Source organism: Stenotrophomonas sp. SXG-1 (assembly GCF_014083965.1).
Lineage (GTDB): Bacteria > Pseudomonadota > Gammaproteobacteria > Xanthomonadales > Xanthomonadaceae > Stenotrophomonas > Stenotrophomonas geniculata.
On the sequence record NZ_CP046588.1, the window covers coordinates 2,009,247 to 2,031,406 of the forward strand.

The 22,160-nt window shown below is 65.9% G+C and carries 15 protein-coding genes; 11 read left to right on the forward strand and 4 right to left on the reverse strand.

The window, feature by feature from the left end:
- Positions 1–80: 80 nt before the first annotated feature.
- The 8 genes from GOC52_RS09330 (at position 81) to cueR (ending at position 11,342) form a co-directional block, all read left to right on the forward strand.
- Positions 81–1,670, forward strand: a complete 1,590-nt coding sequence (locus GOC52_RS09330; RefSeq protein WP_191851221.1) for a calcineurin-like phosphoesterase C-terminal domain-containing protein — start codon at positions 81–83, stop codon at positions 1,668–1,670.
- Between the two features lie 34 nt (positions 1,671–1,704).
- Complete coding sequence (locus GOC52_RS09335) at positions 1,705–1,989, forward strand: hypothetical protein (RefSeq protein WP_005409434.1); 285 nt, start codon at positions 1,705–1,707, stop codon at positions 1,987–1,989.
- 84 nt (positions 1,990–2,073) lie between these two features.
- A complete protein-coding gene (locus tag GOC52_RS09340) occupies positions 2,074–3,096 on the forward strand; it encodes a glucokinase (RefSeq protein ID WP_043397228.1) in 1,023 nt (340 codons plus the stop codon).
- Positions 3,097–3,147: 51 nt separating this feature from the next.
- Complete coding sequence (locus tag GOC52_RS09345; RefSeq protein WP_043397231.1) at positions 3,148–4,146, forward strand: N(4)-(beta-N-acetylglucosaminyl)-L-asparaginase; 999 nt, start codon at positions 3,148–3,150, stop codon at positions 4,144–4,146.
- Positions 4,143–4,880 carry a copper homeostasis protein CutC gene (locus tag GOC52_RS09350; RefSeq protein WP_191851223.1) on the forward strand — a complete coding sequence of 246 codons (738 nt, stop codon included), beginning with the start codon at positions 4,143–4,145 and terminating at the stop codon, positions 4,878–4,880. Before GOC52_RS09345 ends, GOC52_RS09350 begins: the two co-directional genes overlap by 4 nt.
- A 407-nt stretch (positions 4,881–5,287) precedes the next feature.
- Positions 5,288–8,245, forward strand: coding sequence for a TonB-dependent receptor plug domain-containing protein (locus GOC52_RS09355; protein ID WP_191851225.1), 2,958 nt, complete (start codon positions 5,288–5,290; stop codon positions 8,243–8,245).
- 128 nt (positions 8,246–8,373) lie between these two features.
- Positions 8,374–10,875 (forward strand): heavy metal translocating P-type ATPase, encoded by a 2,502-nt coding sequence (locus GOC52_RS09360; RefSeq protein WP_043397239.1) that lies wholly within the window; start codon positions 8,374–8,376, stop codon positions 10,873–10,875.
- Positions 10,876–10,886: 11 nt separating this feature from the next.
- Positions 10,887–11,342 carry a Cu(I)-responsive transcriptional regulator gene (gene cueR / locus GOC52_RS09365; RefSeq protein WP_043397241.1) on the forward strand — a complete coding sequence of 152 codons (456 nt, stop codon included), beginning with the start codon at positions 10,887–10,889 and terminating at the stop codon, positions 11,340–11,342.
- Positions 11,343–11,421: 79 nt separating this feature from the next.
- Here the strand turns inward: cueR and GOC52_RS09370 are convergent, their stop codons facing one another.
- From GOC52_RS09370 to GOC52_RS20910, 4 genes are all read right to left on the reverse strand, one after another.
- Complete coding sequence (locus GOC52_RS09370) at positions 11,422–11,616, reverse strand: heavy-metal-associated domain-containing protein (RefSeq protein WP_043397244.1); 195 nt, start codon at positions 11,614–11,616, stop codon at positions 11,422–11,424.
- A gap of 199 nt (positions 11,617–11,815) precedes the next feature.
- The gene (locus GOC52_RS09375) at positions 11,816–14,893 is read right to left on the reverse strand and encodes a TonB-dependent receptor (protein ID WP_191851227.1); all 3,078 of its coding nucleotides are present in this window, start codon (positions 14,891–14,893) and stop codon (positions 11,816–11,818) included.
- A 480-nt stretch (positions 14,894–15,373) separates the two neighbouring features.
- A complete protein-coding gene (locus GOC52_RS09380; RefSeq protein ID WP_043397638.1) occupies positions 15,374–16,207 on the reverse strand; it encodes an IS3 family transposase in 834 nt (277 codons plus the stop codon).
- On the reverse strand, positions 16,204–16,497 hold the full coding sequence (locus GOC52_RS20910; protein WP_019338990.1) for a transposase: 294 nt from the start codon (positions 16,495–16,497) through the stop codon (positions 16,204–16,206). Before GOC52_RS20910 ends, GOC52_RS09380 begins: the two co-directional genes overlap by 4 nt.
- Before the next feature lie 674 nt (positions 16,498–17,171).
- Here GOC52_RS20910 and GOC52_RS09385 point away from each other — a divergent pair.
- The 3 genes from GOC52_RS09385 (at position 17,172) to fucP (ending at position 22,157) form a co-directional block, all read left to right on the forward strand.
- A complete protein-coding gene (locus GOC52_RS09385; protein ID WP_191851229.1) occupies positions 17,172–19,637 on the forward strand; it encodes a GH92 family glycosyl hydrolase in 2,466 nt (821 codons plus the stop codon).
- Positions 19,638–19,733: 96 nt separating this feature from the next.
- Entirely contained in the window at positions 19,734–20,783 is a 1,050-nt protein-coding gene (locus tag GOC52_RS09390) for a LacI family DNA-binding transcriptional regulator (protein WP_010482566.1), read from the forward strand.
- A 117-nt stretch (positions 20,784–20,900) separates the two neighbouring features.
- The gene (gene fucP, locus GOC52_RS09395; RefSeq protein ID WP_380575793.1) at positions 20,901–22,157 is read left to right on the forward strand and encodes an L-fucose:H+ symporter permease; all 1,257 of its coding nucleotides are present in this window, start codon (positions 20,901–20,903) and stop codon (positions 22,155–22,157) included.
- The last annotated feature ends 3 nt before the right edge of the window (positions 22,158–22,160 follow it).

The window sequence follows — 22,160 nt, forward strand, 5'->3', positions numbered from 1 at the left end:
GGCCGGTACTACCATCTTGAAATGCAGCCGAGCATGGCTCGGCTCTACAATACCGCGTCTCTTTCTGCTGGATCTCTCCCATGAAACTGCCTGCCGCGTGGCTGTGCTGCCTGTTGCTGACCTCGCCGGCCTGGGCCGCGGACACTGTGGTCACCGGCAAGGTCTATCTGGAACGCGACGGCCGGCCGGGTCGCGGTGCGACCGATCCGGGCCTGGCCGGGGTGCAGGTCTCCAACGGCGAGACCCTCGTCAAGACCGCCGCCGACGGCAGCTACAGCCTGCCGGTGCGTGATGGCCAGACCGTGTTCGTGATCAAGCCCGATGCGTATTCGTTCCCGAAGGCGGCCGATGGCCTGCCTTCGTTCTGGCGCCACTACCGTCCGAACGGTTCGCCGGCGCTGAAGTACGGCGGCATCGCCGCGACCAGCGACGTCACCCGCAACTGGGATTTCGCCCTGCAGTCGGATCGCCATGACAGTCGGCGCGGCTTCCAGATGCTGGTGTTCACCGACTCCCAGACCGCGAGCCTGAAGGACATCGGCTACTACCAGCAGTCGATCGTGGCGCCGCTGGTCGGCCAGACCAAGGCGCGCATGGGCACCACCCTGGGTGACATCGTCAACGATGACTTGACTCTCTACCCGGCGATCAACAAGGTCACCACCGGACTTGGCGTGCCGTGGTTCCATGTGCCGGGCAACCACGACCTCGATTTCGATGCCGCCAGCGATGAGCACTCGCTGGACAGCTGGCGCAACATCTACGGCCCGGACACCTACGCGGTGGAAGAAGGCGGCGCCAGCTTCGTGTTCCTGGACGACGTGGTGTACGACCCCAAGGCCAAGCCGAAGTATGTCGGTGGACTGCGCGAAGACCAGTTCGCCTTCCTTGCCAGCTACCTGAAGGGCCTGCACAAGGACCGCCTGCTGGTGCTGGGCATGCACATCCCGCTGTTCGACGCCGCGCCGGGACGCGAGACCTTCCGCCATGCTGACCGTCAGCGCCTGTTCGACCTGTTGAAGGACTTCCGCAACGTGCTGGTGCTCAGCGGCCACAGCCACACCCAGCAGCACGTCTACCACGGTAAGGCCGACGGCTGGAACGGCGACAAGCCGCTGCATGAGTACAACGTGGGTGCCAACTGCGGTGCGTTCTGGTCGGGCGTGAAGAATGCCGCCGGCGTGCCGGACAGCACCATGAGCGATGGCACGCCGAAGGGCTATGCATTGCTCGACGTGGCCGGCAATGGCAGCTACAAGCTGCAGTACCGCGTGGCGGGCAAGTCGGCCAGCGAGCAGATCGGCCTGCATGCGCCGAAGGTGCTGCGCCAGGGGGCCTACCCGGCGTGGGGCATCTATGCCAACGTCTACATGGGTGAGGATGCCAGCGTGGTCGAGTACCGCGTCGATGGCGGCGCCTGGCAGCCGATGAAGCAGGTCAGCCAGCCCGATCCGCGCCTGATGGTGGAGAACGTGGCCGACGATCTGGCTGACAGCCTGCGTGGCTACGACCGCTCGCCGGAGGCCACCGCATCGCCGCACCTGTGGCGTGGCGCGCTGCCGACCGATCTGGCGGTGGGCAGCCACAAGGTCGAAGTACGCTCCACCCAGCCTGACGGTGCGGTGTTCACCGCCACCACCCGCTACAGCCTGCAGACTGCCCAGCCCTGACCTCCGCATCACGGCCCCAGCGAAAGGACCCCGCATGGATATCCGCTTCATGGCCGGCACCACGCCGGTGACCCTCAGCCGCCACTGGTTCACCGGCGCGATGCTGCTGCAGAGCGCCACCGAGAAGGTCTGGGTGCAGCATCCGCTGCATCCGGGCACGCACTTCTCCTTCTCGCTGGTACAGTCGTGGCTGCGCCACATCGCAGGCCACGAAGTGCTGGTCGAGCGTACCCGGCCGCTGCTGTTTGCCGGCTTCCGCCCGCAGCGGCTGCGCGTGCTGGTGGATGGTGTGCAGGTGGCCGAACAGGAAGGCATGTAGGCCAACCTGAATCATCGGCGTGCTAGGCAAAGCCGCCCCGATGCCTGAGAATCGGGGCGATTCAATCGATCCAAGCAGGCCAGCGTGACCATCGCAGCAGCGTCCCCGGTTTCCTCCGACTCCGCCCGCGGCGGTCCTCCGCGCTGTCTGGTGGTCGCCGATGTCGGTGGCACCTTCGCCCGCCTTGCGCTGGCTGGAACCCAACCCGGCCAGGCGCCGCTGCTGGGCAGCCATCGCACCTACGCCTGCGCCGAGCATCCCAGCCTGGCGGCGATCCTTGCTGATTTCACCGCTGGCCTTGGCCAGCCAGTGCAGACCGCGGTGGTGGCCATCGCCGGCCTGCTCGATGGCGATGTACTGATCAATTCCAACCTGCCGTGGACGGTCTCGCTGTCGGCCACCCGCGCGCAGTCCGGGCTGCATGAGCTGCAGTTGATCAATGATTTCGAAGCGGTGGCGCTGGCTATCCCGTACCTGCAGCCGGAAACCCTGGTGCCACTGAACGGCGACGCCGATCCGGCACAGGCGTTCCCGGCGCTGGTGCTGGGCGCGGGCACCGGCCTGGGCGCCGCGCTGCGTTTCGCCGATGGCGGGCGCCCGGTGCTGGCCAGCGAGATCGGCCACGCCGCGCTCGGCGCCGGCAACGCGCTGGAACTGCAGGTGCTGGGCAAGTTGCTGCAGCGCTGGGCGCACGTGGACAACGAGCGCGTGCTGTCCGGTAGTGGCCTGATGAACCTGTATCCGTGCCTGTGCGAGCTGCGCGGCGTCACCCCGGTGTGGACCAGTACCGAAGCACTGATCGGTGCCGCCCGCAGCGGTGAAGACGTGCTGGCGGTGGAGACGCTGCAGGTGTTCTGCGCCTGGCTGGGCAGCCTGGCCGGCGACGCAGCGATCGCCGTCGGTGCACGCTCGGTGTACCTGGCCGGAGGCATTTCCGCGCATGTGCAGGATTTCCTGGCCGATGGCCGCTTCCGTGAGCGCTTCCTCAACAAGGGCGTGCTGACCGAGGTGCTGCGCCAGGTGCCGGTATGGCGCGTGGAGCACGGCCAGCTGGGCGTACTCGGTGCAGCGGTCTGGCACGCCGCACGACAGCCCATGCACGACTGATCGGCACGACCGGCATCGGGCCGGCCGTGCATTGCAGACTGGGAGGGGAAGATGGTGGATCGCAGGCAGTTCCTGCAGGCCGGCGCACTGGCCGCAGGCATGGCGGCTTTGCCGGGCGTGCAGGCGCGCACGCAGGGTGGGGCCAAGGTGGTTTCGACCTGGGACTTCGGCGTGCCGGCCAACCAGGCCGCATGGAAGGTGCTGGCGCAGGGCGGCAGCGCACTGGATGCGGTGGAAGCGGGCGCACGCTGGGCCGAGAGCGAGCTGTGCAACCCCACCGTCGGTCATTGCGGCAACCCGGATCGCGACGGCGTGCTGAGCCTGGACGCGAGCATTATGGATGGCGATGGCCGTTGTGGTGCGGTGGCTGCGCTGGTCGACATCCTGCATCCGGTGTCGGTGGCCCGCAAAGTGATGGAAAACAGCCCGCATGTTTTGCTGGTGGGCGAGGGCGCGCAGCAGTTCGCGGTGCAGCAGGGTTTCGAGCGCAAGCACTTGCTGACGCCGCAGGCCGAAGCGGCCTGGCGCGAGTGGCTGAAGACCGAGAAGTACCAGCCACAGATCAATGCCGAGCGCCGGGGTATTCCCGGCAACAGCGACAACCACGACACCATCGGCATGCTGGCACTGGACGCCAAGGGCCATCTGGCCGGTGCCTGCACCACCAGTGGGATGGCCTGGAAACTGCACGGACGCGTGGGCGACAGCCCGATCATCGGCGCCGGACTGTATGTCGACAATGAAGTGGGCGCGGCTACCGCCTCGGGCGTGGGTGAGGAGATGATCCGCAACGCCGCTTCATTCCTGGTGGTTGAGCTGATGCGCCAGGGGCGCTCGCCGGCACAGGCCTGCCGCGAGGCAATCGACCGTGTGGTGCGCAAGCGGCCGGAGGCGAGCAAGACCCTGCAGGTGTGCTTCCTGGCCATGAACAAGCAGGGTGAGGTGGGCGCCTACGCGTTGCATCGCGGCTTCGTCTACGCCGTGTGCGATGCGCAGCGCCAGGATGACCTGCGCGATTCGCCGTCGATCTATGCGAGCACCCAGGCGTGAGCACGCGGCTGACCCTGGAGATCGCCAGCAACTCCCTGGCCTCGGCGTTGGCGGCGCAGGCCGGCGGGGCCGACCGCATCGAGCTGTTCGACAACCTGGCCGAGGGTGGCACCACGCCATCGTTTGCCACCATCGCGATTGCCCGCGAACGCCTGTCGATTCCGCTGTTCGTGCTGGTGCGGCCACGCCCGGGTGACTTCCACTACGACGCGCTGGAAACCGAACTGATGCTGCGTGATATCGCGCAGTGCCGCGCGCTGGGCTGCGATGGCGTGGTGATAGGCGCACTGGACGTGCAGGGCGGCGTTGACGTGGCGTTGTGCCGTGAACTGATGCAGGCGGCCGGGCCGTTGCAGGTGACCTTCCACCGCGCCTTTGATGCTGCCCGCGACCTGCCGGCGGCGCTGGAGCAGGTGATCGGGCTGGGCTGCCAGCGCGTGCTGACCTCCGGCGGCCAGGTCAGCGCCGAGGCCGGTGCCGATGTGCTGGCGGCGCTGGTCACCCAGGCGGCCGGGCGTATCACGGTGATGGCAGGTGCCGGATTGGCCCCGGGCAACATCGCAACCGTCGCGCGGCAGACGGGCTGTACCGAACTGCACGCGTCCGCAAAAGGCCTGCGCCGCTCGGCCATGCAGTTCCAGAACCCGGCCCTGCGCGGCTTGGACCCGGACTGGAGCCAGACCGCCACCGCGACCGTGGCCGCGCTGCGGCAGGCGCTGGACGGCGCAAGGTAGCCCGCCTCTTCTGTAGAGCCGAGCCCACGCTCGGCTGCTTTTCGCGGCGAACAACAGCAGCCGAGCGCGGGCTCGGATCTACAACGACCCGCTGTCGGCCGTACACGGCATCACGGACAAAACCGTTCCGCGCGCGATTGTCGCGATCGTGTCATTGACGTGTGAGCCGTTCTCTCAGCGATGTTTCGCAACCCTTTGATTGTTCGGGATGACGGCGGCCGGTAGCGGCATTCCGCGGGCTGTTGCTGCGTCGCCGCATGCCGGGTGTGATTCAGCTGTGCTTTAGTTTGGATCGATCCACAGGGGAGGGTGCTGCGACGGTCCTGAACCGATCCAGGCGCCCGGATCACCGGTAGTGCCGCACCACCACCCGTCCATGCGTTCACACTTTCGAAGAGCAACCACCCATGGCTCAGATCGTCCGCAAGCGCCGTCACCTGCTGTCCCAGGCCTTGGTCCTGGCCCTGCTTCCCCTGGCTGCCAATGCGCAGGAAGCCCCAAGCTCGTCCACCAAGGATCTCGATGCGGTCACCGTCACCGGCTCGCGCATCAAGCGCGCCAGTGTCGAAGGCCCGGCACCGGTCAATGTGATCACCGCCGCGCAGATCCAGAAGGAAGGCTTCGTCAGCGTGTACGACGCGCTGAAGACCCTCACCGAAGCGACCGGCACTGTTGAAGCCGCCTCGCAGTGGGGCTCGCATACGCCCAATGCCAGCGGCCTGAATCTGCGCGGGATGGGCCCGAACCGCTCGCTGTTGCTGGTCAACGGCCGTCGCGTGGCGGACTACCCGCTGCCGTACGGCGGTGAAACCAACTTCTCCAACTACGGCAACATTCCGGCCGCGGCGGTGGAGCGCATCGAAGTGCTGACCGGTGGCGCCTCGGCCATCTATGGCTCCGATGCGATCGCCGGCGTGGTCAACGTCATCCTCAAGACCAACTACGACGGCGACGAAGTGCGCGTGCGCGGCGGTACCTCCACCGAAGGCGGCCGCGATACGTGGGATCTGTCCTGGGCCGGCGGCAAGACCGGCGACAACTGGAGCGTGACCTACGCGCTGCAGTACACCAAGCGCGACCCGCTGTTTGGCCGTGACCGCCCGCAGATGGACGACGCCGATGATGCACCGTATCCGTCCTGGAACATGGAACAACGCAAAGTCGGCTTCCGTCCCACCGCCGGCCTGGCGCTGATCGATCCGACCACCGGCCAGCGCCTGGCGCCGCCCACCGGCACCTGCGAGAAGTTCGATGGCGAGTACTACACCGCCGATCGATTGGTCTACAACTACGCCGCCAACACCATCACCAACACCGGCCGCCTGTGCGGCATGCGTGCGGACTATGCGAACTGGCTGCTTACGGGCGGTGCCGAGAACGTGTCCGGCAACCTGTATGCCACCTTCGACTTCAGCAATGACGTGCAGGCCTGGACCAACCTGGCCGTCTACCGCTCCGAAGCGATCTGGGGCACCAATCCGCCGAGCGTGTCGCTGATCGACGACGACAACGGCTACTACTGGGATGCCAACCGCAACCGCCCGATCCTGGGCGTGCGCCAGTTCACGCCAAATGAAGTCGGTGGCCTGGATACGCTGCGCAACACCAACCGCGAACTGTCCTGGGACTGGAGCGCCGGCCTGCGTGGCCGCCTCGCTGACCGCTTCGACTGGAGCACCACAGTGGGGCGTTCCTACTACCGCGTTGAAGAACGGCAGAACGTGGTCGACAAGCAGAAGTCGTATGACTACTTCCTGGGTCCGAAGCTGGGCACCACCGCCGATGGCGAGGCGATTTACGCACTGAACGAATCGCGCTGGTGGAATCCGCTGACGCCGGACCAGTACTGGCAGATGGGCACGGTGGCGAGGAACCGCGCATCATCGTGGGTCAACCAGGCTTCGGCGGACATCACCGGCGAGCTTTTCCAAGGGTGGGCGGGTCCGATTTCGTTCGCGGCAGTGGCCGAAGTCGCGCAGCAGGGCTATCACCTCAGCCCCGATCCGCGTGCAGGTATCGACTTCGACCTGCAGAACGTCGATCGCGGCGGCGGCGAGCGCACCCGCTATTCGGCCGGCGTCGAGTTCAAGATCCCGCTGCTGGAGAGCGTAACCGCCACTGCGGCCGCGCGCTATGACCGCTATGGCAACTACAAGGCTGACAACAGCGGCGAAGCGCTGGACATCGGCAGCCAGAAGGAAACCACCTGGAACGTCGGCCTGGAATGGCGCCCGGCGGAGTCGCTGCTGGTGCGTGGCTCCTACGCCACCAGTTTCCATGCGCCGGACATGCACTACCTGCTGGGCCAGCCGAGCAGCTCCGAAGTGCAGACCTATGACCGCCTGCGCTGCATCCAGAGCGGCGCCTACCTAGTCAACAACTGCGGCGTGGGCAACACCGACGTCTGGTACACCTTCGACGTGAACCGCCGGGGCACGCCACTGCTGCGTTCGGAAACCGGCGATTCGTGGACGGTCGGTTTCGTCTGGGATGTGATGCCCAATCTGTCGGTCAGTGCCGACTACTGGGCGATCGAGCTGGAAGACATGATCGTCGACGTCGGCGCCGACGAGGTGCTGGCCAGCGAAGCCGGCTGCCTGACCGGCAAGAACATCGACGGTACACCATGGGCCAATCCGGCCGGTGGCGAATACTGCGCCGGCATCCTGGCCCGCGTGAACCGCGACAGCAACGGCCGTCTGGTATCGATCGAGCGCGGGCCGTTCAACCTGGCCAGCCGCGAAGTGCGCGGTATCGACCTGACCGCGCGCTATCGCCTGGAAACCGCGCAGTGGGGCAGCTTCCAGCTGGGCCTGAACTACACCAACCAGATCTCGACCAAGGAACAGCGCTACGCCAACGACCCGAACCCGGAGCGTCGTGACCGCGACCTGCGCAGCAAGCTGCGCGCGAGCCTGGCCTGGCAGCGCGGCAACTGGAACGCCAATGTCTATGCCGACCGCATCGGTTCGGTGCCGGGCGTGCGCTACCACTGGGGCACCGATCGCCTGAACAACCCGGGTGGCTGTCTGCCGTTCGCTGATGGCTATGTGCCCAGCGACAGCCCGTCGCTGAACTGCCTGGAACCGGCAACACGTCCGGATGGCTCGCCCAACCCGAACCCGAACGCCGGCCAGCAGACCACGCGCTACTACGGGCGGGTCGGGCCGTTCATCACCTGGAACTTCAACATGGGCTACCAGGTGACCGAACGCGCCAAGGTCAACGTCTACGTCAACAACGTGTTCAATTCGGCCAGCTGGAACCACAAGGATCCGTACAAGCTGGACTATGACTTCGCCCCGACCCGCCTGCTCGGCGCGGTGGGCCGCGAGTTCGCGCTGGAGTACGTGTTCACCTTCTGAGGCGGATTGCGGGCGGTACGCCGGGCCTGGCCCGGCGCTACCGGCTGGACGTGGCGGCTGGATTTGACCTTCCCACGATGGCAAGGTTTAGCCTGTCCACATCCAGAAGGAACCCCGGGAATCCGATCATGAGCACGCCCCGCGCCATTGCAGCCCCCGCAAGCCCCGCCACCATCAGCCTGCCCATCGAGGGCATGACCTGCGCCAGCTGTGTCGGCCGGGTCGAGGCCGCGCTGTCCAAGGTCGAAGGTGTGGGCAGTGTTTCGGTCAATCTGGCCACCGAGCGCGCGGATATCCGCCCGTCGGGCCCGGTCGATCGGGCCGCGCTGATCCAGGCGGTGGAGCGGGTGGGCTATGACGTGCCCGCCGCTACCGTTGAACTGGCCGTGGAAGGCATGACCTGCGCTTCCTGCGTGGGCCGCGTGGAGCGTGCGCTGCTGGCGGTGCCGGGCGTCAGCCAGGCCAGCGTGAACCTGGCCACGGAGCGTGCGACCGTGCGCGGCGTGGCGGGCGTGGACGCGCTGGTGGCGGCCATCGACAAGGTCGGCTACGCCGCACGCTTGATCCAGGCCGGTGTGCAGTCCGACGATGAGGCTGCAGAAAAGAAGGATGCCGAGCGCGCCGGACTGAAACGCGACCTGATCGTGGCGTCCGCGCTGGCGCTACCGGTGTTCGTGCTGGAGATGGGTTCGCACCTGATTCCCGGCATGCACGAGTGGGTGATGGCCACCATCGGCATGCAGGCCAGCTGGTACCTGCAGTTCGTGCTGACCCTCCTGGTGCTGGCCATCCCCGGCCGCCGTTTCTACCAGAAGGGCTTCCCGGCACTGCTGCGGCTGGCGCCGGACATGAACTCGCTGGTGGCGGTGGGCACCGCCGCGGCGTTCGGTTATTCGGTGGTCGCGACCTTTGCACCGCGGCTGTTGCCACCGGGCACGGTGAACGTCTACTACGAAGCGGCGGCGGTGATCGTCGCGCTGATCCTGCTCGGCCGCTTCCTTGAAGCTCGGGCCAAGGGCCGTACCTCCGAGGCGATCAAGCGCCTGGTCAACCTGCAGGCCAAGGTCGCCCATGTGATCCGTGACGGCCGCACCGTCGACATCCCGGTCAATGAAGTGCAGAGCGGCGACGTGGTGGAAGTGCGCCCGGGCGAGCGCGTGCCGGTCGATGGCGAGGTGGTCGAGGGTCGCAGCTACATCGACGAGTCGATGATCAGCGGCGAGCCGATTCCGGTCGAGAAGCAGCCGGGAAGCAGCGTTGTCGGTGGCACGGTCAACCAGAAGGGCGCACTGACGGTGCGAGCCACGGCGGTGGGCGCGCAGACGATGCTGGCGCAGATCATCCGCATGGTCGAACAGGCGCAGGGCTCGAAGCTGCCGATCCAGGCGGTGGTCGACAAGGTCACCCTGTGGTTCGTGCCGGCAGTGATGCTGGCCGCGCTGGCGACCTTCGCGGTCTGGCTGATCTTCGGTCCATCGCCGGCGCTGAGCTTCGCGCTGGTCAATGCGGTGGCGGTGCTGATCATTGCCTGCCCCTGCGCGATGGGACTGGCCACGCCGACCTCGATCATGGTCGGTACCGGCCGCGGCGCCGAAATGGGTGTGCTGTTCCGCAAGGGCGAAGCACTGCAGCTGCTGAAGGACGCGCAGGTGGTGGCGGTGGACAAGACCGGCACGCTGACCGAAGGCCGCCCGCGCCTGACCGACCTGGAGATCGCCGACGGTTTTGATCGCAGTACGGTACTGGGGGCGGTGGCGGCAGTGGAGTCGCGCTCGGAGCATCCGATTGCACGCGCCATCGTGGATGCGGCCACCGAGCAGGGCATCGCGTTGCCGGCGATGGCCGATTTCGAATCGGTCACCGGCATGGGCGTGCGTGCCAGCGTTGATGGCGCGCGCGTGGAGGTGGGGGCTGATCGTTTCATGCGCGATCTGAGGGTGGATATCACGCCGTTCGCGGCGCTGGCCACCCAGCTTGGAACGCAGGGCAAGTCGCCGCTGTATGCCGCCATTGACGGTCGCCTGGCCGCGATCATCGCGGTATCCGATCCGATCAAGCCGAGCACGCCGGCCGCGATCGCGGCACTGCACCAGCTCGGCCTGAAGGTGGCGATGATCACCGGTGACAACGCCGGTACCGCGCAGGCGATCGCGCGCGAGCTGGGCATCGATGAGGTGGTGGCCGAGGTGCTGCCGGAAGGCAAGGTCGAGGCCGTGCGCCGTCTGAAGGCCACGCATGGCCACGTCGCCTTCGTCGGCGATGGCATCAATGATGCGCCGGCACTGGCCGAGGCCGATGTCGGCCTGGCCATTGGTACGGGTACCGACATCGCAGTGGAATCAGCCGATGTGGTGCTGATGTCGGGCAATCTGCAGGGCGTGCCGAATGCCATCGCGCTGTCCAAGGCGACGCTGGGCAACATCCGGCAGAACCTGTTCTGGGCCTTCGCCTACAACACCGCGTTGATTCCGGTAGCGGCCGGCGTGCTGTACCCGGTGTGGGGTGTGCTGCTGTCGCCGGTGTTCGCGGCAGGTGCGATGGCATTGTCCAGCGTGTTCGTGCTGGGCAACGCGCTGCGACTGCGCCGCTTCCAGCCGCCGATGGCGGATGCCGCCGCTGCCACCCACTGAAGGAGATCCGCATGAACATCGGTGAAGCTGCCAAGGCCTCCAGCGTGTCGGCGAAGATGATCCGCTACTACGAGCAGATCGGCCTGATTCCTGCGGCCGACCGCACCGAGTCTGGCTACCGGGCGTATTCGCAGGCGGACATCCATCGCCTGCGTTTCATCCGCCGCGCGCGTGATCTCGGCTTCCAGGTGGCCGAGATCACTGACCTGCTGGGGCTGTGGAACGACACCTCGCGGCACAGTGCCGACGTCAAGCATCTGGCCGAACAGCACATCGCCGACCTGGAGCAGCGCATCGAAAGCATGCGGCAGATGGCCGACACGCTAAAGTCGCTGATCAGCTGCTGCGCGGGCGATGAGCGCCCGGAATGCCCGATCCTGCAGCGGTTGGGCGAAGACGAAGAGACGCAGGTGCCGGACGAAACGCCGAAGAGCGGCGCGGTGCGGCGGCGCGCGCGCAGGCATTGAGCACGACAACGCAGGCATGAAAAAACCCGCCCGGTGCCGTCGCACCTGGCGGGTTTCGTTGTCGATGCGGGGCAGGGGATCAGGGCGCGCGCGGCGGGAAGCCGGCATCGTTCAACGCTGCCACGATCTGCGCTTCGCTGGCCGAGGTCTGCACCTGCACGCGACGGCTGGCCGGATCTGCCTGCACGCTGGCCTGCGGGTCCACGCCTTCGATCGCCTTGGCCACGCTGCGCGCGCAGCCGCCGCAGGTCATGCCTTCAACATGGAATTCCATTTGTAGCTCCTTCGGTGCTCTTGGGGTGGAGTCAGTGTGCACCTTCCAACGATGGCAGGGTCAAGTGCCGGGCTGAACGACAGGCAAGGCGCCGACAAAAAACGGCAGCCACCTGTACCAGCGTGGCTGCCGTGGAGGAACGTCCCCGCCGGAGCAGGGCGTGGGCTGCGCCGGGCGTACCCGCGCAACCCGTGGTGCTTCAGAACTTCCAGGTGGCGCCGAAGTACAGCTGGCGGCCTGCGTAGGTGTTGGAGACGAGGCGGGCCTTGGTGTCATTGCCCAGGTGCACGCGCTGCTCGGACTTGGTGGCATTGATCACCGAGGCGGTCAGGGTCCAGTCCGGGGTCAGGTTGTAGGCAACATTCAGGTCCAGCTGGTCATACGGTTCGGTGTAGACGGTGAGGCCATTGTTGAGCCCGCCGACCACCTGGCCGCGACGGTTGAACGAAGCGCGCGCGAGGAACTTCTCGTTCTCGTAGAACACCGTGACGTTGGCCTGGTTCTTGGCGCTGCCAACCAGCGGCGAGGAGCCGATTTCCTGGCCGTCCAGAACAATCGAGGCCAGGTTGGTGTCGTTGTAGGTGTAGTTGGCCTGCACGCCAAAGCCGAAATCGAAGGTGTACTGGCCATACAGCTCGACGCCCTGCGACACACCATCGCGGCCATTGGCCTGGGTCTCGTAGCGCTGCACGTTCACCGCTTCACCGTTGATGACCATCGGCGTGTCGCGCACCACCGGCAAAGTGAAGTTGTCCACGTTCTTGCGGAACAGGCCGACGCCGGCGACTGCGCCCGGCTGGAAGTACCACTCCAGGCCCAGGTCGAACTGGGTGGCCTTGAACGGTTCCAGCTGCTTGTTGCTGCCTTGGCCCACCCAGCCTGCGGTCGAAGCGCCACCGGCAACGCGGCGATCATTGACGTACTCTTCGCTGTAATAGCTCAGTGCGCCCGGTGCTGCGATGTCGGTGTAGCCGGGGCGGGCGATCACCTTCGATGCGGCGCCACGCAGCACCAGCGTGTCGGTGATGTCCCAGGCGATATTGAAACTCGGCAGCACGTCGGTGTACGTGCGATCCACGCCGATCAGGCTGTAGGTCTTGCTCTGCGCCAGGTCGTGCGGCAGGCGCACGAAGCCGCTCTCGCAGCTGTAGGTCGGGTAGGCTGCAGCGGCCGGATCGGTACACGCCATCGGCGCGCCGGACGCGTTGTCCAGGAAGTAGTCGTTGAATTTCTCGATCGAGTCGGAGGACTGCGCGAACTGCTTGGTGCGCACCACGCGCACGCCAACGTTGCCGCGCAGACGCTCGGTGCGGAAGTTGGCCTGGAAGTAGCCCGAATAGATCTTCTCGTTGACGTTGTAGACGAAGTCTTCCTCGGTACGGTTGTGCGAACCGCCGTAGGTCTTGTTCAGGTAGTCGATGTAGGCCGGGTAGTTGATGCCCGGGAACACGTTGGCATTGAAGCCACCAGCGATGTTGCTGATCGGGTTGGACAGGAAGAAGCCAGGCTGCGCATCGCCGGCAGTCGGATCGCAGCCGCTCTGGTAGCGGCTGTTGTCATAGTCGGCCGGGTCACGGCCCGGGCACACCCAGTAGGTGTTGCCGGTGTTGCGGTGGACCTTGCCATCACGGTACTTGGCACCGAACTGGATGGAGTCCAGCCAGCCGGATTCAAACAGCTTGGTGACGTCGGCCTGGAAGTAGTTCTGCTTGACCTCGGTGCGCTTCCACGACGAATCGGTCGAGCCGGTGTCGACTTCGGCGATGCCGTTCATCAGCTGCTGCTGCAGGTCGGGCGAGAAGGTGGCCGAAGGCGTGCCGGTCAGATCCCAGGCGCTGTACAGATTGCCCGACAGGTAATCGTTGCCGACCTTGCGGCGCGGCTTGGCCGACATCCGGAAGTTCATCGATGGGCCACCTTCGGACCAGGTGCGGCCGCCCGTGAACGAGGCCTTCCACAGCGGGCTGATGTCCCAGTCGATGGTCAGGTCAGCGGTCTGCGACAGCGCCTTTTCCTTGCTGTAGCCACCGGTCAGCTGCGGCGTCGGAACCGTGCAGTCGTCCGGGCCCCAGCCGCCGGGCTTGAGGCCGGCGGCCTTGGCCTGGTCTTCATTGCAGTAGTAGGTCTTTCCAGCCAGCTTTTCGAACTGGGCGCCGGTAACGGTGTTGCCGCTGGGATCGAAGTCCAGGCCGTTGAGCAGGCGGCCACCGGCCCAGTTTCCATCGCCATTGAAGCGGGCCATGCTCCATTCCGGAATCTTCAGCATGTTCTGGGTGTAGTCACCCTGCAGCTCGAAGCGGAAGTAGTTGGCGGTCATCGTGACGTTGTCGACCGGCTTGAACTGGAAGGTCAGCTGGCCGCCCTTGCGCTCGCGCTTTTCTTCCTTCACCGCGAAGTTGACCGAGGTCGGCATGAAGAAGTCGCTGTAGTTGCCGCCGGTCTGGTTGTTGAAGCCGGACTTGCCCCACCAGTAGTGGATGCCATCCTGCTGCTGCACGTTGCCATAGGCGTCGCGTGCCCTGCCGGCGCCGTACCACTGGTAGTCCTCGGTGCTGGCTTCCATGGTACGGGTCGTGCGCTTCTGCTGCGTCACGCCGACCAGCACGCCGAAACGCTCATCCTTGCTGTGCCACGAATACAGGGCCGAGGCCTGCGGGTCGATATCGTGGTGGGTATCGGAGGAGGTGCCCTCGAGCGTGACGAAGCCCGAGTTGGACTCCATGTCCAGCGGACGGCGGGTGTGCAGGATGACCGTGCCGCCGATGCCGCCTTCGTCGATGCGTGCTTCCGGCGACTTGAACAGCTCGGCGCTGGACAGCATGTTCGACGGCAGCAGGGTGTAGTTGAACGAACGGGTGGCTTCGTCGTTGGTTTCCGACGTGGCCACGTAGTTGCCATTCAACTGGGTCAGGGTCAGGTCCGGCGCAAGGCCGCGCACGCTGACACTCTTGCCTTCACCACCGCTGCGGGTAATGACCACGCCGGGCACGCGCTGCAGTGCGTCGGCCACGTTCTTGTCGGGGAACTTGCCGACGTCCTCGGCGGTGATCACTTCGACAACGGCGTTGGCGTCGCGCTTCTGCTCAAGGCTCTTTTCGATGGCGTAGCGGTAGCCGGTGACCTGGACGCTGTCCAGAGTGGTGGCATCCGGCGCGCCGGTAGACGTGGCCTGTTGCGCGGCGGCGCCAGCCGGAATGACGGCGGCGGCCAAGGCCAGCGCGATGGCCAACGCCAGTGCGTCCTGGCCATGCGTACGTGTTGAATGCTTCATTCCCATCTCTCCCTCTCTCCTGGATTGATCCGGTGACGTGGCACGGACAACTTGAATCGATCTAATTTGAAGTGACATTGTCGCTATCGCCATGCAGTGGCAGTTGCACCGTGCACGTGGCCTGGTACGTCCTGTTGCCGCTCCCCCAACTCCCGGCCATCGCAACGTCGTCTTGGATCGATCTAAGCGATGGGCGGGCGTTTTTTAGCATGGGTCGCCCGCGGGCGCATGCTGCTCCGCAATATGGTACTGGCGTGGCGAAGGGATGACGGTTTGCTGAAAACAGTGAAATCGTTTTCGTGCGCAGGGGAAGGGTGGGTCGGCAGGGCTGCGCCCTGCACCTGCTTCAAGCCAGGGCGACGTCTACAGCCAAAGCCAAAGCCAAAGCGGCTCTGGGTTGTCTGTGGCTTGGCGGGGCGGTGTCGGATTGCGGGGACGCCGTAAACCTGTGGTGGTCAAGTATTTTTGGACACTCCCAAAGGGAGTTCAGGCCACCTGCTCTTCACAAAGCGCAGGTGGCACAAGGCCGTTGGCACTGTGCGGCCGACGGTGGTTGTACCAGTCCACGAATTGCTCGATGTCTGCTGCAGCCTCCTGTCGAGTGGGGTATTTGGAGTAAAGCCACTCCCCTTTGAGGGTGGCGAAAACCCGTTCCACCACCGCGTTGTCCCAGCAGTTGCCCTTCCTGCTCATGCTTTGGGTGATGCCGTTGTCACGCAGAATTTCGGCCATGGCATGGCTGGTGTACTGCCGACCTTGATCCGAGTGGAAAAGTAGTCGCCCGTTGGGACGACGCTGTTTCAGAGCCCCACGCAGGGCTCTGACGGCCAGCCAGGCATCCCCTTCGTGAGAGTGGGCCCAGCCCACGATCCGTCGGGCAAACAGATCCACCACGATGGCCAGATAGAGCCAGCCTTGCTGGGTCGGGATGTAGGTGATATCCCCTGCCCAGACTTGGTCGGGTGCCTCCGGGTTGAATTGGCGTTCCAACACGTTGGGCGCGGTCAGTGCCTGCGGCCCCAGACTGTGGTACTTGTGCCGCCGGTGCTGCCGCGCCCTGACGCCGGCCCGGCGCATCAGCGTCCGGGCGCGGTAGCGACCCACTGGCAGGCCGCGATTGGTCAGCTCCCTGGCCATCTTGCGAGAGCCACAGCTCCCCCGGTGGGACTGATGAATGCGACGAACCAGATCAACCTGGGCCAGCAGTTCCCGGTCAATCCGGGGCTCCCGGTGCAGCCAGGCGTAGTAGCTGCTACGGGGATAGTCCATCAACTGACACACCAACCGGATCGGAGCGACCTTCCCCAATTCCTGGATCACCTGTTCCGGTGATCGCTGTCCCGAATGAAGAAGGCGATGGATTTTTTTAGTAGGTCGCGCTCCTCCTTGAGCCTGCGATTCTGGGCCTCCAGCTCGGCGATTCTGACCTGGGCATCTACGGGCGGTGCCTCGGCCTGCGGGTCATGTTTTCGACGCCATTGCTCGATCCAGCGCCTCAGCGCCGTCGGGCCGACATCCATCAGCTGGCAGACGTCCCTGACTGTCTGCCCCTCCACAACCACAAGGCGAACCGCCTCGTCCCTCATGCCCTGAGTGATCTGCTTTGCCATGGGTCTACCTCGATGCTTGAAATTGATCCTATCGAGTGTCCAAGTTGATTAGACCACCACAACCCGTCCATGGGGGCTTGGCCGCGGCATCCATGCCGCGGACACCCCGCAATCCGACACCGCCCCACCTTCGACAGTTTCCCGGTGACGGTTGGATTGATCCTGGTGCGGCATGGGGTCATGGGGTCAGATCCGTTTTCCTTTGGAAAACGGATCTGACCCCAATTGATTTCGCTATCTGACAGAGATTCATCCACGCATGGCGTGGATCTACAGATCGCGGAAATCTGTCGAAGGCGGGGTGGGTCCGGTTGCGGGGGTGTCCGCGGCATGGATGCCGCGGCCAAGCCCCCAGGGACGGGTTTACGGCGTCCCCCGCAACCGGACCCAGCCCGACTCCCCGCAGGAAACCAGCTTCTGCTGTTGCTGTTGCTGTTGCTCCAGCTCGGAGCAGGTGCAGGGCGCAGCCCTGCCGAACACCCCCCTCTCATGCTGCGCCGCAGAATGCATTCGGCTGAACCAGCATGCTCTACTTGAATCGATCTAAATTCACGGTCGCACGGGTCGGGCGTCATTCCAGGGGGAGCTTTCTGCCAGTTGTGGCGGAGCTCAGCGGAACGGTGCCGGACGGCCCCGGCCGTCTGCCTCCGTGTCATCGACTACAGGAACCCGACATGCGTCCAGTGCCGTCCGCTCCCGCCGTCCCATCGACCTCGCGCCCGCTGACGCGCCTGGCCTGCCTGCTGGCGCTTTCGGCCATGCCGATGCTGCTGCAGGCCGCGCCGGCCGCGCTGGAGCGCGAGGTCAACACCTTCATCGGCAGCAAGGACGACGGCAACACGTTCCCAGGCGCGTCGGCACCGTTCGGCCTGATCCAGGTCAGCCCGATCGGCAGCCACTACTCGGGCTGGCGCTATGACGACGAGAAGATCCGCGGTTTCGGCCACTCCTTCATCTCCGGCGCAGGTTGCTGGGAGCAGGGCGGCCAGGTGTCGGTGCTGCCGGTGACCGGTTCGATCGGCCCGGGCGGCGATTTCGATACCGGCAACGCCAAGCAGTTTGACCACAAGGCGTATGCCTCGTCGTACACCCATGACGGCGAGGTCGGCCAGGCCGGCTATTACAAAGTGCGGCTGACCAGCTACGGCGGCATCGACGCAGAATCGACCGCACGTACGCGCGCCGCAGCCGAGCGCTACACCTTCAGCCAGCGCCAGGGCGATGGCCACGTGCTGGTCAATGTCGGCCAGGCCAACGAGCGCCATTCGGTGATCGGCAGCGTGGTCGATGTGGTCGGCGACCGCGTGGTGGAAGGCAAGCTGGTCACCAAGAGTTTCTGTGGCGGCCACCAGTACACCACCTGGTTCCGCATCGAGTTCGATCGCCCGTTCAAGGCGCATGGCACTTGGGGCGAGGGTGGTGGCCTGCCGGGCGCACGCCACAGCATGGAAGGCGAACAGAAGCCGAATGGGGCCTGGCTCAGCTTTGATCTGGCCAAGGGCCAGTCGGTGACGGCGGTCAGCGCGATCTCGCACGTGGATGCCGAAGGCGCGCGCATCAACCTGCGCGCGGACGGCATGCAGGATGGGGCGCTGCTCGGTTTCGACCGCATGCGTGCGTTGTCCCAGCAATCCTGGCGCGAGCAGCTGGGCCGGGTGCGCGTGCAGGGTGGCAACGCCGACGACCGCGCGGTGTTCTACAGCGCGGTCTACCACGCGCTGCTGCAGCCGATGACCGGCAACGACGCCGACGGGCGCTACCGCGGCTATGACGATGGTATCCACCGTGCCGACGGCTGGACCTACTACGAGTACTTCTCGCTGTGGGATACCTACCGCGCGCAGAACCAGTGGCTGGCGCTGACCCGCCCGGACGTGGCACGCGATATCGGCCGTACCCTGCTGGCGATCGACGAGCAGGGTGGTTGGCTGCCGCGCTGGGGCTATGCCAACTTCGAGACCAACATCATGACCGGCGACCCGGTCACCCCGTTCATGGTCGACCTGTGGCGCTTCGGCGCGCTCAAGGGCCGTGAATCGCAGGCCTGGGATGCGCTGCGCCGCAACGCCTTCGGCACGCCGCCGTTGAACTCGCGCATGGCCGGCCGTTCCGGCAACCCGACCTATCTGGACAAGGGCTACGTGGTCTACGACCGCGCGTTCCCGTCCAAGGGCATGGACGTCGATCCGCACCATGGCGGTTCGGCCACCTTGGAATACGCGCTGGCCGACTGTGCGCTTTCGCAGATGGCCGATGGCCTCGGCCACGCGCAGGACGCGGCGACGCTGCGTGAGCGCGGCCGCAACTGGCGCAAGGTGTGGGACCCGCAGGTGCGTGACGCCGAGACCGGCTTCACCGGTTTTCCGCGCCCGCGCACCGAAGATGGCCAGTGGTACACGCCGGCCGATGGCCACTACAGCCCGCGCTCGCATCACGGTTTCCATGAAGGCACAGCGTGGCAGTACCAGTGGCTGGCGCAGCAGGACGTGCCGGGCCTGGTCGAGGCGATGGACGGCCGCGAACAGGCCGGCCGCCGCCTCGATGCCTTCTTCGCGATGGACGCGCTGCAGGCCGACCCGCTCAATGCCGCCCGCAAAGAGTGGGTGGTCGGGCCGTACAGCTATTACAACCAGTTCCGCTACAACCCGAACAACGAGCCCGACCTGCACTCGCCGTGGCTGTACACGCTGATCGGCCAGCCGTGGAAGACCGCGGCCGTGGTGCGCGCCGCGCAGCAGTTGTTCACCAATGCACCCAACGGCGTGACCGGCAACGATGACCTCGGCACGATGTCGGCCTGGTACCTGTTCAGTGCCATCGGCGTGTATCCGGCGGTGCCCGGCAGCGGCCAGTTCCTGCTGCACACCCCGCGCTTCAGCAAGGTGGAAGTGGACATGGGCAACGGCCGCACCCTGCGCATCGACGCGCCGGGCGCCGATGGCCGCCGCCTGCAGTATGTGCAGGGCGTCCAGGTCGACGGCCAGGCGCATGCACCGGTATGGCTGGACTGGAACCGCCTGCAGCAGGGCCCGCGCCTGCACTTCGCGCTCGATGCGAAGGCGCCGGAGCAGGGCTGGGGTACGGCGGTGAAGGACCTGCCGGTGTCCTGGTGCGCGGCACCGGGCAGCCAGCTGCGCTGAGCCGGACTGTGCCGTTCGCGGTCACCCAGCGAACGGCACGGCACGACACGGCCCTGATCCATTAGGCTTGAGCCTCCAGCGGAGTCCGGGAAGACGATGAACGACAACGGCAGCAGTCCCAGCAAGCGCGCCGGCAAGGCGGTGACGGTGACCGACATCGCGCGTGCCATCGGCGTGTCACGGGCAACCGTGTCGCTGGTGCTGCGTGGCAGCCCACTGGTCAACGTCGATACCCGCGCCAAGGTCGAGGCCGAACTGCGTCGCCAGCGCTATGTCTACAACCGCGCGGCGGCCAACCTCCGTCGTCGTACGTCGTCAAGCATCGCGCTGGTGATCAACGATCTGTCCAACCCGTTCTTCGCCGAATTCGCCTCCGGCGTGGACGAGGCGTTGGGCGGGCGCGGCTACGTGACCCTGCTGGGCAGTACCGGTGAATCGCCGGAGCGCCAGCAGGCGGTGCTGTCCACGCTGATGGAACACACTCCGGCCGGCTTGATCCTGTCGCCGGCCGAGGGCAGCGATACCGCGCAGTTGCGGCAGGCGTTGGGTGCCAATGCCAACGTGCTGCTGTTCAATCGTGAACTGGACGGCGCCGACTGGGACTTCCTGACCTTGGACAACCAGCACGGTGCCTATCTGGCCACGCGCCACCTGATCGAGCGCGGCCATCGCCAGATTGCCTTCTTCGGCGGCCATGCTGCATCGAGCTCGTGCCACCAGCGCCGCGCCGGTTTCCAGCAGGCGCTGGCCGAAGCGGGCCTGTCACTGCCGCCGGGTTGGATGATCGAGTCGGCGCCGAACCGCCTGGAAGCCGCGGCACGTACCGATGAATTGTTTGCCGACGGCCATCGCCCGAGTGCGGCGGTCTGCTACAACGACACCGTCGCGCTGGGCCTGATGCTGGGCTTGAATTCACGTGGCATCCGTCCGGGCGGTGATTTTGCCGTTACCGGTTTCGATGATATTTCCGAGGCGTCGGTCGCGGTACCGCCACTGACCACGCTCACCGCCGATCCGCGCGAGCGGGGTCGGCAAGCTGCCGCGCTGCTGCTGCAACGATTGGACGAACCGGACGCGCCACCACGGCGCACGGTGGCGCCGGTGCAGTTGCGCATCCGCGAAAGCAGTGCCGCACGGCCGAACTGATTCCTTCCACATACCCCTTCCACGCAACAACGACCTTCCGCGCATCGAGGCGCGTACCGCATGCCGATCTCCGCAACGCCCCGTCCATCGGGTTTCTCCAGCAGCCAGGCACCGGTCATGAATGCCCGTGCTGCTCTGGCGGTCGCCACCACCATCTTCTTCATGTGGGGCTTCCTGACAAGCCTCAACGACGTGCTGATCCCGCATCTGAAGGCGGTGTTCGAGCTGAACTACACCCGCGCGATGCTGGTGCAGTTCACCTTCTTCGGCGCGTACTTCCTGATGTCGGTGCCGGCCGGTCGGCTGGTGGCCCGTCTGGGCTACAAGAGGGGCATCATCGCGGGCCTGCTGATCGCAGGCGTGGGCGCGCTGGGCTTCTGGCCGTCGGCCGCGCTGCGCACCTACGAAGCGTTCCTTGCATCGCTGTTCGTGCTGGCCAGCGGCATCACCGTGCTGCAGGTCGCCGCCAATCCTTACGTCGCGCTGCTTGGCCCGGAACAGACCGCATCGAGCCGTCTGACCCTGGCGCAGGCGCTCAATTCGCTGGGTACCACGCTGGCACCGCTATTTGGTGGCTTGCTGATCCTCAGCACCGCAGTGAAGAGCGGCGATGAGATCGACGCGATGCCGGTGGCCGAGCAGATGGCCTACCGTGCCGCCGAGGCGCAGTCGGTGCAGGGCCCGTACGTGGGCTTGGCCATCGCGCTGGTGCTGCTGGCGGTGTTCGTCTACCTGTTCCGCCTGCCCAGCCTGACTGAGTCGACCGAGCAGGCCGACAGCGGCCACCACACGCTGCTGGATGCCCTCAAGCACCCGCACGTGCTGTTCGGCGTGCTGGCCATCTTCTTCTACGTCGGCGCCGAAGTGTCCATCGGCAGCCTGATGGTGAACTACCTGGCGCTGCCGGAGATCGGCGGCATGACCGAACAACAGGCCACGAACTACGTGTCGGCCTACTGGGGCTGCGCGATGGTCGGCCGTTTCGCCGGCGCGTGGCTGCTGGCCAAATTCTCGCCGCGCCGCCTGCTGGCCGGTTTCGCCGCTGCCAACGTGGTGCTGCTGGCCGTCACCCTGGCGTCGGGCGGCAAAGTCGCGCTGTACGGCATCGTGGCGACCGGTCTGTTCAACTCCATCATGTTCCCGACCATCTTCTCGCTGGCCATCGAACGCCTGGGACCGCTGACCAACAAGGCCTCCAGCCTCCTGATCATGGCCATCGTCGGCGGCGCGATCATCCCGCTGCTGCAGGGCATGCTGGCCGACCGCATCGGCTTGCACCTGAGCTTCGTGCTGCCGGTGATCTGCTACGTCTATATCATTTTCTACGGTCTTGTGGGCTCGCGCCCGCCGGCTGTCCGCACGCAGGGAGGCTGAGTC